Below are 11,759 nucleotides of genomic sequence, written 5' to 3' on the forward strand. Positions count from 1 at the left end.
GCTTCTTTCTTCTATCATGCTATACTAATGTTATTGTATGTAAGGAGGAACATTTTTGTGGTATCTAGTATTATAACCGCCCTTTATCTATTAAATGCACTTATTGCTTTGGTGGCTATTTTGATCAAACCCCGAGATGTAGCAGCCATTTGGGCATGGCTCTTAGTATTGTTTGCCCTTCCTGGGGTGGGCTTTGTATTATATTTATTTTTCGGACGTGGATTAACGGATAAGAAAAAATTCTATCTCCGACAAAGTGACTTGAAAGAATTAGAAAACTTTCAGTCTTTTAGAGGAGATACCATTGAACATTACGATCCTGACATGGGCGATAAAGACAAACAGCAATTTGTTGACTTCTTCTCTTCATTAAATCGTATGCCGCTGACAAGAATGAATTCTGTCACTCTTCTCACAGACGGACAAGAGAAATTGGATTCACTGCTTCAAGATCTAAAAAAAGCCAAACATTCGATCCATATCGAATATTACGCATTTGTGACAGATAATATCGGCCAGCAAGTCTTACATGTTTTAGAAGAAAAAGCCGCAGAAGGCGTGGAAGTTCGAATATTATATGATGCATTTGGCTCTCATGGCACAAAAGCAAAAGATTTCAATCGTCTAATCAAAAATGGTGGACATGTCCATACATTTGTTACCTCACAAAAGGCATTACTTCGTTTCCGATTGAATTACCATGATCACCGAAAAATCGTTGTGATCGATGGAAAGATTAGTTATACCGGTGGTTTCAATATTGCCAATCAATATGTAAATACAACAAAAAAATTCGGCTATTGGCGCGATACGCATATACGGATTTTCGGTGCCGCTTCTTCTTTGCTCCAGCTTCGCTTCTTAACAGACTGGAACGTCTCGGTACCTGAAGAAAAAAAGGTCGGCTATCATTTGAATTATTTCTTTAAAAAAGCAGATCGAGATGAATCTAAGCTTGCTGATACATCCATCCAGCTTGTTTCAAGCGGACCGAATAACGAAAGGGAACAAATCAAGCTTTCATTTATCAAATTGATTACTTCTGCTAAAAAACGTGTTTGGATACAGACACCTTACCTTGTTCCTGATGAAAGTGTCATTGCTGCTTTAAAAATCGCAACTGCCTCTGGTGTAGATGTGAAAATCATGATTCCCAACAAACCGGATCATCCTTTTATTTATCGAGCAACACAATATTATGCTCGGCAGCTGATCAAGGAAAATGTACAAATCCTTGTCTATGAGAACGGCTTCCTCCATGCAAAAACATTGATAATGGATGATGAAATCTGCATGGTAGGTTCAGCAAATCAAGATATTCGTAGCTACCGATTGAATTTTGAAACAAGTGCTGTCATTTACGATCCTGAGTTTTTAGAAGAACTTGCTACTCAGTTCAAAGAAGATGAGACACATTGTTCATCCATGACAACTGAAACAGTCAAGGAAATGTCTAACTGGCTATTATTCAAGCAACAAATTTCTCGATTATTTTCTCCAATCCTATAATTTTTTTATTCAAGTAGAGAAAAATATACTAAGATTAAAGGGACTGTGACAAAAATCTTGTCACAGTCCCTTCTTCCGAACAAACGGTGTTCTCCTGCCAACTCCTCGGTCACAAGTCACAATATTCAACAAACATGAGAAGCTGTTTTTTGAACTTGTTCCTTGTGACTCGGAGCTGGACGGCAGGCTCACGACCTCTTTCTTTTACTCTAATTCACCAGCTGCCCAATGATTGATGGGGCCATATTTGTGCCCTACATTTATTTCTTCACGAATTGCACGGTTTACATAGTCTTTTGCCAATCGGATCGCTTGTTCAACTGTTTTTCCTTTCGCTAACTCAGCTGCAATACATGCAGATAGCGAATCGCCAGTTCCGTTGATCCGGTCGGTAGGATAAAATGGTGCATTTAACCAAAATGATTTTCCTGATTCGAGCAATACGTAGTCATTGACTGTTTCTTGCTGCGCATTTTTAGCATGATGTCCTTTGATCATAACGTTTTTTGCACCCATATCTTGCAGTTCTTTTGCTGCTTGCACAAAATCTTCTTCAGCTGCTAATGTCCGTCCAGTCAGCTTTTCTGCTTCATAAAAATTAGGTGTCAGTACTTCGGCCAAAGGGACAAGCTTTTCTTTCAAGCTTTGCAAAGCAGATTCTTCTAGTAAAAGATTTCCATGTTTCGTTACGATTACGGGATCCACGACTAATGGTCCAAAATCATATTTTTGGTAATTTTTTACAACTGTCTCAATCAACTTTGAATCTGCTAGCATACCTGTTTTAGCTGCACGTATTTGAAAGTCCTTCGCAATCAGTTCAAATTCTTTGTCGATAAAATCTGTTGGCAATGTCACACTTGCTCCGATTCCGTAAGAATTACCTGCAACACATGCGGTCATGACAGAAACACCGTAAACATTTCTTGTAAAGAATGTATGCATATCTGCTTGCATCCCTGCGCTTCCATCGCTATCTGATCCTGCGATCGTCATTGCTTGTACATACTGATCTTCCATCAAATCGATTCCTCCATTTTTATAAAAAGATTTTTCATAATGCTGTTACTGTTTCTATCATATGTTTTTCAAAGTATCCCTCAGTAAATATACCACTACCTTTTCTTGGTAATCAAATTTATTTGAAAAAACATTTGCAATAAATCAGAAAATAGTGGTCGTTTATTTGTATTCGCTATTCTAATAATAAATAACCACTATTTGATTTATATATATTTCAGTATCCTTCTTGTTTTCATATAACCAAAGGCGCTATGATTTCCATATGAAAAAAATAAAGTCAGGTGAAAAAAATGAAACTTGAGGATAAAAAAGTCATTTTGAAGAAAATCAAACGACTACCAGACCAAATAGATGGCTATACGATCTGTTCTTTCAAAAAAGACAGGAGTATAAAAGCTTATACGCAAAACACAGAAAAAGGAATAATCTATTTCCTACATGAAGAAGGTTACGATACCCAAACCTTTATGTTTACTGAAAAAAAAGAATTTCATAAACAGATGAAAAAACTGATTGAAAAAGAATTTCCAAGAAGTCATAAACTCTATGTGAATCAGCAATTTTAACTTCTAACTGTTCTTTATTAATTAAAAATGTTCTGTAATAAAATAAAACTTTATAACAACTATAACAAAACCGAATACAAAACAGAAGTTCTATAAGTTATAATCATAGTTGTTAGGTGATTCATCTAGTAAAAACACCAGATTTCAAATTTCACACAATTTAAACTAGATCAATCATCAACCTTCTTCAAATTGTTAGAACCCTTTCCCGAGGAGCTGCAGCATAATCAAAAAAACAAACAGGAAGCCAAATGGCTAAGAAATTTTTTCTATTAGTCTAGTTGTTTCTCGTCGCAAGTTTAAGACTTTAGAAAGTTATTTCTAATGATGTTTGGGTTGTTTTGATCAATGCTTATGCACAGCTCCTTACCTATTATTTATCTCAACAGATCTAACAAATTAATGGACTATTTAAGGAGTTTTTTTATGCTTACGATCTATTCTTCTCGCACACATAGTTACCATCTGATGGCAAACTGGCTGAAAGACCATCAAATGCCTTACAGAGAACGAATTTTCACACCTAAACAGCCTTTAACAAGGAAAGAGATATTTTATTTATTGTCATTAACAGAAAACGGATTTGACGATCTATTAGCTAAACGCTCGATTGATTATAAAAATTTGAAAGATCAAATCGACCAATGTACGACCTCAGAGCTTGTCGATCTGATCGTCTCGCATTTTACTTTGTTACAACGTCCCATCATTACTGACGGAAAGAAATTATTAGTCGGATTCAATGAAGATAGTATGCGTCTTTTTATCCCTGTACAATGGCGCAGAAGTCAACTGAAATCTGTCTATAACGATTTTACATGGGTAAGCAATCTAGAAAATTCTACGGATTTAGATGATGAATTTTTAAATTATTATATATAAAAAAGACTGTGACAAAAGCGTGTCACAGTCTTTTTTTCTACGCCGGATAAATAGAATATTTTTACAAATCTGAATACATTCACCAGTAATAAGCACTTTGAGTGAATTGACGATAAGAATGACGGACCAGACTGCCATAAATGATCAAGAAGACTCCCGTTCCTACCGTAACAAAAAATATAGAGGCACCGATACTACCATCCATATACCACATTAAAGAAGCCAAAAGTGGGAAAAGTGAAAAAATACATAATCCAATTCCTGCAATCAGTGAGAAGCCAAAACTTCGCTGATACTCTTTTTCTTTTGCTTCTGCTAATACTTTTTCAGGTATTTTCCGATGGTGCAAAAAGTGATTTAAACGTGTGATTTTCATACCAGAAGCAATAAAAAAACCGACAGCTAATGCTATACCGAAAATCAGACAAGAAATACCCATGAACACATATCCTGCTGAACAAAAGAAAAGAAAACTTGCAAAAGATAAGCTAATGAATAGAACACCTGATGCCACTTGGAGACTTGCCGCTCTGTATTCTTTCCAGTAGTTTTCTGCTTCGCTTAAATAAATAGAAGCTGTGTTTGTTTCCGTCTCGTCAGCTTGATGTTTTTTTTCGACATCTAGTTCTTCTAATAATTCATCGATTGAACCAAATGTCGAAATTACTGTACCGATGGCCTCCTGTTCATTTTTTCCTTCTCCCATCAATTCATGATAATGGTCTTCCATATTTGCCAACAAATCAGTTTTCAGCTTATCTATCTCGGTACTTTGAGGTACTCCGATAAAAAGACTGTCTAAATAATTACGGATTGTATCCATTTAATTTCCCTCCAAAAATTGATCGACTACGTCTTTCGTCGTCAGCCACTCTTGCTTTTTTTCTTCTAAAAGATTACGCCCTATTTCAGTGATTTTATAATATGTCCGCTTTTTTCCATGAGTCACTTCTCCAGGATACGAAACAATCAGTTGATTCTTTTCTAAACGGGCAAAAACGGAGTAAAGTGTTGTCTCTTTGATCACATAGGAATCATTTGTCATCTCACGAATCGTTTTAGAAATTTCATATCCATAAGAATCGTTTTTGTTAAGGATCGATAAAATAATCGCATCATTGTATCCGCGTATTCCATCACTTGAAATCATTTTCTTTCCTCCATATTACTCCATCTGTCGTTGTAATTAGAATAGCATGATTACTTCATCAGGTAAAGTAATTTTTTACAAAAAAATAAAAGGAACAGAAAGCAAAAGAAGCGTTATGCTTTTTTGCTTTCTGTTTCCTTAATTTATTTATTTTACAACCATGACGTTACATGATGCGTGGTTGACTACATAGGAAGTAGTGGAACCTACTAGTGCACGTTCTACCGCATTCAGACCTGTCGCCCCCATGACAATCAGATCGATTGGTTCTTTCGATTCATGGAAATTAGCAATCAGTGTCTTTGGATAACCGTAAAGAACATATGTCTCGATATCTGTCAGGCCTTTTTCAATTGCCAAGTTTCGATGTTCTTTCATCTGGTTTTCCGCAACCTCATCCAATTCTTCCTGAAGGCTTGTTGTAACAAATGCAAAATCACCAAAGTAATTTCCTGTTACTTCATTGACATACAGGATGTGCAACGTTGCCTGATTTCGTTTGGCAATCGTGATTGCCTCAAGAAATGCTTTTTCTGCCTTTTCAGAACCATCAATTGCTACTAAAATATTACGATAAGTATCTACCATTGTAAACGCCTCCTTCACTGTTAGTGTAGCACGATTACAGTGTTAGAACAAACATTTTGTGAACGTTTTATCAAAAAATATCAGGCATCAAATCCGTTTTTTTCAGAGACCGTTTTAAACCAGCGACCTGATTTTTTGATCGTCCGTTTACCGTCTTGTGCCAAATCAACAGCGATAAAGCCATAGCGATTCTTATAAGCATTTGTCCAAGACCAGTTGTCCATACATGTCCACATGTGGTAACCCACACAATTGGTTCCTTCTTGGATTGCTTGATGGACGTATTTCAAATGATCCGTAACGAACTCAATCCGGTAATCATCTTCAATAGTTCCTTCGCTGTTAACAAATCGTTCTTCTCCTTCGACCCCCATCCCATTTTCAGAAATATAGCATTTGATATTACCATAGTTTTCTCTTGTATTCGTTAAAATATCATAGATTCCTTTTTCGTAAATTTCCCATCCACGATATGGATTCATTTTTTTATTGGGCATGTCGTAATTATCAAAATAATCATCTGGCATGGGGCTATGTTCGTGATTGATTGGAGTTTCTTTTGCTTTGATTCGACGAGGCTGATAGTAATTGATTCCTAGCAGGTCAATCGTGTTTTCACGGATGAGTTCTAGGTCTCCTTCATGGATCTCTGGCATTATAGCCAATTCTTTGACAATTTCGATCAACTCTTGTGGAAACTCTCCTTTCACTGCAGGGTCAAGGAATGATCGGTTGAAGAATGCGTCAGCGATCTTCGCCGCTTTTACATCTTCTGGGTTCGTTTCATCTCTCGGATAGCTTGGTGTCAGATTCAAGATGATTCCGATCTCACCATCATGTCCGCCTTCATGGTAGGCTTTGATTGCCTTTGCGCTTGCTAGATTCTCATGATAGCCTACTTGGACCGCTTCTTTCATATTGATATGATTTGGATAGTGGAATTGATACAAGTAGCCTCCTTCTACAGGTACGATTGGTTCATTATGAGTAAACCATTTTTTGACCAGATCTCCAAACAGTTCAAAGCACGCTGCTGCATAAGAAACATAAGCGTCGACCGTTTCTCTTGATAACCACCCGCCTTTTTCTTGCAGTGGTAGTGGCATATCGAAATGGTAAAGGTTCACAAAAGGTTCAATACCATTATCCAGCAATTCAGTAAAATAATCTCGATAAAAAGAAACAGCTTTTTGATTGATTTCACCTGTCCCTTCTGGAATCAAACGACTCCATTGGATAGATGTACGAAATGTGTTATGGCCAGTTTCTTTCATTAACTGAACATCTTCTTTGTATTTTGTGTAAACTTGCGAAGTTTTTTCAGGTCCTACTTGATCGAAGAATTTTTCGGGCTCTAATTCATACCAATGATCCCAAATATTTTCTCCTTTACCATCATCACTTACTCTTCCTTCTGTTTGCGGTCCGCTAGCAGCAGAACCCCACCAAAAATTTTCTGGGAATGTGTAGGTTTTCATTTTTTTACTTCCTCTCTTTTTTCTTGATACCGTAATCATAACGAACCCTAAAAAATAAATCAATACTTTTTATGAAAATGACTAGACATTTAAAATTTTTGGCGTTATACTTTGTATGTAATCGATTGCAAATAAATTTGAGGTGAATAAAAATGAACGGTTTTATGGACAAGCTTTCTGAGAAAATCATGCCCTTAGCTAATTTATTAGGGCAAAATCGTTACCTTACAGTGCTGCGGGATGCTTTCATGCTTTCCTTCCCTTTAACGATGTTCGGTTCGATCGTTGTCGTTATCAATAACTTGCCTTTTTTCAGTGACGCAACAAAGGGAACTTTATCGAACTTATTCGGTAATGGGCAAAATGCAACAATGAGCATCATGTCGGTTTTTGTTACTTTTGGTATCGGCTATTATTTATCAAAATCTTATGACGTTGAAGGTATTTTCGGTGGTGCCGTGTCTTTTGCCAGCTTCTTGATTCTTACGCCTTTTGCAATGAAAACCGCTGGCGGTGAAGATGTGACTGGTGTGCTTTCACTTGATCGTCTTGGCGCAAAAGGAATGTTCATTGGAATGATCGCTGCTTTCTTGGCTGGAGAAATCTACTGCAGAATCACGAAACGCGGCTGGCAGATCAAAATGCCTGATGGAGTTCCGCCTGCAGTAACAAAATCATTTGCCGCTTTGATCCCTGCTGTAGTGACACTAACTATTTTCTTAGTAATCAATGCTGTGATGACTGGTATTTTCAATGCTAACTTACATGACGTCGTTTATGAAGTGATCCAAAAACCATTAACTGGTTTGGGAAGTAGTTTACCTGCAACATTGATTGCTTTGTTCTTTGTCCAATTCTTATGGTTCTTCGGACTTCACGGACAAATCATCGTCAACTCTGTAATGGACCCGATTTGGAATACACTGATGCTTGATAACTTAGAAGCTTATCAACATGGAAAAGAATTACCACACATCATCACAAAACCATTCATGGAAACCTTCACTGTTGGTATTGGTGGTTCTGGAATGACTTTAGCTGTCGTTTTATTGATGGCCTTTGTTCTTAAAAAGAAACAGTATCGTGATGTTGGACGATTAGCTTTAGCACCTGGTATTTTCAATGTAAATGAACCAGCGATCTTCGGTCTACCGATCGTATTGAATGCAACAATCCTTATTCCTTGGGTTGTGGCACCTCTAATCGTAACGACGTTCAATTATTTGGTAATGGCTGCTGGACTTGTCCCTGCACCAACTGGCGTCTCTGTTCCATGGACTGTGCCAATCATTGCAAGCGGTGTCTTAGCAACAAATTCATGGCTTGGTGGTATGCTGCAAGTCATCGACTTTGTCATCGTTGCCTTTATCTGGTACCCATTCCTGAAAGTACTAGATAAACAACCAGATTTAGATATTGCTTAATAGATCATTAAGGGGTTGTGACAAAAACTTGTCATGACCTCTTTTTTCGAATAAACAATGTTCCAGATGCTACTTCGAGTTGTCGGAAGCATAATCTTTCGTTATACTCTAGAAGAGGTGAATAACGTGCCAAAATACGAAGAAATCGCAAATATTTTAAGAGAACGTATCCGTTCAAAAGAGTATCCTCCCGATAGTTTTTTGCCTAATCAAGTCGACTTGGTAAAAGAATTTGGTGCGAGCCGGATGACAATCAAAAAAGCCATCAATATCTTAGCAATGGAAGGACTTGTCTATTCGCAGCGAGGATCAGGAACGAAAATCTTGAATCATCCATTTATGCAAAAAGACACATCGCCCGCTAACGAGTATGAAGGTTTGAGTCTCCAAATGAAACGCAGACATCGTTCTTTGAAGAGTCAAATCATTCATTTTGATGTTGAATTCCCTAATCAATATATCCAAGAACGATTGATGATCGATGCCGAGCAACCTGTCTACAATATTCACCGGTTAAGGATCTTAGATGGCGAGCCATATGTTTTAGAGCATACCTTTATGCCAGTCCATCTTGTGCCGGGTTTAAAAAAAGAACATTTGTTAGCCTCTATCTATGATCATCTTCATCAAGAATTGAATGTCCATTTTGCAGGGGCTTATCGTGCTATTTCTGCAGATAAAAGTGATGAATATGATCAGCAATATTTGAACTGTGCAGAAAACGATCCTGTACTGGAAGTTCAGCAAGTCGTCTATCTCAAAGATGGACAGCCGATTGAATATTCTTCCAGCCGAAACCGATTTGATGTTCGGAACTATTCTGTGCTGGATGTGCGTTCAACTTAACCAAAGAGGTTGTGAAAAAGCCGTTTACCAAGAGATCGTGACAGTGGTAAGCAGTTTCAAGTAACAAGAAGAGATCGTGAAATCAACATTCTATCCTATCCTAAGCATTAGCTCAAAAATGAAAAAATAACTCAGCATAAAAAGACTTATGACCACCCGTAATGATTCTAAAGTTAGCTTTTTAAAGCTAGTTTTTTTGAAATCGATACAGCTAGTCGTAAGTCTTTTTATTTTATTGATCCGTCCCTCCTCTTTTCCATTCTTGATTCCTTCCTGATACTTTAGAAGACAAATTAATTGCAAAATAGAGATGCACCCTCTATACTATGTCTAAATCAATTACTTACTTTTTGTAAGTTAACAGGAGGAAATTTATCATGGATACACAAATCAGAGGAATTCACCACGTCACAGCAATGACATCTAGCGCTACAACAATCTACCGCTTTTTTACAGATATTTTAGGAATGCGCTTAATCAAAAAAACAGTTAACCAAGATGACATCGAAACTTACCATCTTTACTTTACAGACGATACTGGTGCGCCAGGAACAGATATGACTTTCTTTGATTTTCCAAATCAGCCAAAAGGAAAAAAAGGAACAGATACGATCTCTCGTGCTTCTTTCCGTGTGCCAAGTGACGCAGCATTAGACTTTTGGTTGGAACGTTTTGAAAAATATGACGTTACTCATTCAGCAATCAATGAACGTTTCGGCAAAAAATATATCGAATTTGAAGATTTCGATAATCAGTATTATCAATTGATCTCTAACGAAAACAATCAAGGTGTAGCAGCTGGCATTCCTTGGAAAAACAGCAATGTACCGACAGAGTTTGCGATCACAGGACTTGGACCTGTCTTTGTCCGTGTCAGTCAATTAGAGCATATCCGCTTGATTCTTGAAAAAATCTTAGGATTCAAAGAAACAGACCATTCAGGAGATTTCTACTTATTTGAAATCGGTGAAGGCGGAAATGGTGCAAGCATCATTATTGAACATCGGACAGACTTGCCAAAAGCAATCGAAGGATTTGGAAATATCCATCACTTAGCATTGCGTGTAGCAGACAAAGAAGCATTGGAATACTGGATTCAAGTAATCAATAAGATTGAATTGCCAAATTCTGGTTTCGTCGATCGTTTCTATTTCCAATCTGAGTACTTCCTAGCCGCTCATCACGTACTGTTTGAATTAGCAACTGATGGTCCTGGATTCCTTGAAGATGAACCAGCAGAATCCGCTGGAGAAAAACTATCTCTTCCTCCATTCTTAGAAGAACGTCGTGAAGCCATTGAAGCCTATGTCCGTCCTTTCGATACAAGTGATGCAAATAAAAAACGTGAATAATCTCTTCATGCTACTTCATTTGCATCTATAGAAACAGAAAAGAGGGAACAAAATGACCTACATTTTTGAAAAAGGAACAAGTGGCAAACATTTGATCTTACTTCATGGCACAGGTGGAGACGAACATTCTTTACTGGATATCGCTCACTTTCTTGCACCAAACAGTACGTTGCTTTCTTTTCGTGGCACGGTCCAAGAAGATGGGATAAATCGTTTTTTCAAGCGTAATGGATTGAATCAATTCGACCTGGACAGTTTGGAAAAAGAAACAGATAAACTCCATGAAAAAATCAAAGAAATCAGCGAAACAGAACAGATACCGTTAAGTGATTGGCTGCTTGTCGGCTATTCAAATGGCGCAAATATCGCTGCCCATCTATTATTGGAGCGTGAGACCGAGCTAAATAAAGGGTTGTTTTTCCATCCAATGTCTCTAGGTGTTCATCAAAGCCATTCCACATTAGAGGATAAAACCGTCTGGCTTTCTTATGGTGATAACGATCCAATCGTTTCCCCTGCTTCCTTTAAAGAATTGGCCGATCAATTCGAAACACGCCAAGCAAATGTGACCATCCAGCTAACTGTAACAGGTCATCAGTTGACGATGGACGAAATCGAGCAAGCGAGGGATTGGGTCGCAAAGATGAATTAGTTTCTTCAATTTTAAAATAAAAAGCTAGTCATCGTAAACAAGTCTTACTTATTACGATGACTAGCTTTTTATTAATGTGTCTAAACAAACAATCTATCTTTTTTGCTAGTTCGAACTTACATCTTGTCGAACCAATTATAGATTCAGCAAAATTAGATATTTAACAATAAATTAAATTGTAGGTTAAAGGGTTTGATGGGAGCGTCAATAATTTTGTGTAAATAAATTGTCCTCCTGCAAAATAATTAGTTACTCAGTAAACATTGAAACTAATGTATCGGTTACCTGT

General features: G+C 37.3%; 12 protein-coding genes. 7 read left to right on the plus strand and 5 right to left on the minus strand.

Annotated elements, in window-relative coordinates; translation table 11 throughout:
• Positions 1–57: 57 nt before the first annotated feature.
• On the plus strand, positions 58–1,509 hold the full coding sequence (gene cls / locus DIZ30_RS01595; RefSeq protein ID WP_002294371.1) for a cardiolipin synthase: 1,452 nt from the start codon (positions 58–60) through the stop codon (positions 1,507–1,509).
• Positions 1,510–1,713: 204 nt separating this feature from the next.
• Here the strand turns inward: cls and thiD are convergent, their stop codons facing one another.
• A complete protein-coding gene (gene thiD / locus DIZ30_RS01600; protein ID WP_002323558.1) occupies positions 1,714–2,529 on the minus strand; it encodes a bifunctional hydroxymethylpyrimidine kinase/phosphomethylpyrimidine kinase in 816 nt (271 codons plus the stop codon).
• Between the two features lie 293 nt (positions 2,530–2,822).
• Between thiD and DIZ30_RS01605 the strand changes: the two genes are divergently transcribed.
• Together DIZ30_RS01605 and DIZ30_RS01610 are read left to right on the plus strand one after the other, a co-directional pair.
• Positions 2,823–3,098 carry a hypothetical protein gene (locus tag DIZ30_RS01605; protein WP_002289474.1) on the plus strand — a complete coding sequence of 92 codons (276 nt, stop codon included), beginning with the start codon at positions 2,823–2,825 and terminating at the stop codon, positions 3,096–3,098.
• Positions 3,099–3,524: 426 nt separating this feature from the next.
• Positions 3,525–3,980 (plus strand): Spx/MgsR family RNA polymerase-binding regulatory protein, encoded by a 456-nt coding sequence (locus DIZ30_RS01610; RefSeq protein WP_002289471.1) that lies wholly within the window; start codon positions 3,525–3,527, stop codon positions 3,978–3,980.
• Between the two features lie 79 nt (positions 3,981–4,059).
• On the opposite strand, the gene DIZ30_RS01615 is transcribed toward DIZ30_RS01610, so the two are convergent.
• The 4 genes from DIZ30_RS01615 to DIZ30_RS01630 all read right to left on the minus strand — a co-directional run bounded on the left by DIZ30_RS01615 (position 4,060) and on the right by DIZ30_RS01630 (position 7,196).
• Positions 4,060–4,803: a permease prefix domain 1-containing protein gene (locus DIZ30_RS01615; RefSeq protein WP_109023062.1), complete on the minus strand. Its 744-nt coding sequence runs from the start codon at positions 4,801–4,803 to the stop codon at positions 4,060–4,062.
• Entirely contained in the window at positions 4,804–5,130 is a 327-nt protein-coding gene (locus DIZ30_RS01620) for a PadR family transcriptional regulator (RefSeq protein WP_002323561.1), read from the minus strand.
• A gap of 147 nt (positions 5,131–5,277) precedes the next feature.
• Positions 5,278–5,718, minus strand: a complete 441-nt coding sequence (locus DIZ30_RS01625) for a universal stress protein (protein ID WP_002289467.1) — start codon at positions 5,716–5,718, stop codon at positions 5,278–5,280.
• Positions 5,719–5,798: 80 nt separating this feature from the next.
• Positions 5,799–7,196: a glycoside hydrolase family 1 protein gene (locus tag DIZ30_RS01630; RefSeq protein WP_002323562.1), complete on the minus strand. Its 1,398-nt coding sequence runs from the start codon at positions 7,194–7,196 to the stop codon at positions 5,799–5,801.
• A 152-nt stretch (positions 7,197–7,348) separates the two neighbouring features.
• Between DIZ30_RS01630 and celB the strand changes: the two genes are divergently transcribed.
• From celB to DIZ30_RS01655, 4 genes are all read left to right on the plus strand, one after another.
• Positions 7,349–8,620: a PTS cellobiose transporter subunit IIC gene (gene celB, locus DIZ30_RS01635; RefSeq protein WP_002294365.1), complete on the plus strand. Its 1,272-nt coding sequence runs from the start codon at positions 7,349–7,351 to the stop codon at positions 8,618–8,620.
• 126 nt (positions 8,621–8,746) lie between these two features.
• Positions 8,747–9,466, plus strand: coding sequence for a GntR family transcriptional regulator (locus DIZ30_RS01640; protein WP_002294363.1), 720 nt, complete (start codon positions 8,747–8,749; stop codon positions 9,464–9,466).
• Positions 9,467–9,843: 377 nt separating this feature from the next.
• Positions 9,844–10,818 (plus strand): ring-cleaving dioxygenase, encoded by a 975-nt coding sequence (locus DIZ30_RS01650; protein ID WP_109023063.1) that lies wholly within the window; start codon positions 9,844–9,846, stop codon positions 10,816–10,818.
• A gap of 52 nt (positions 10,819–10,870) precedes the next feature.
• The gene (locus tag DIZ30_RS01655; protein WP_109023064.1) at positions 10,871–11,470 is read left to right on the plus strand and encodes an alpha/beta hydrolase; all 600 of its coding nucleotides are present in this window, start codon (positions 10,871–10,873) and stop codon (positions 11,468–11,470) included.
• Positions 11,471–11,759: the final 289 nt, after the last annotated feature.

Source organism: Enterococcus sp. H57, assembly GCF_003112495.1.
Classification (GTDB): Bacteria; Bacillota; Bacilli; order Lactobacillales; family Enterococcaceae; genus Enterococcus_B; species Enterococcus_B faecium.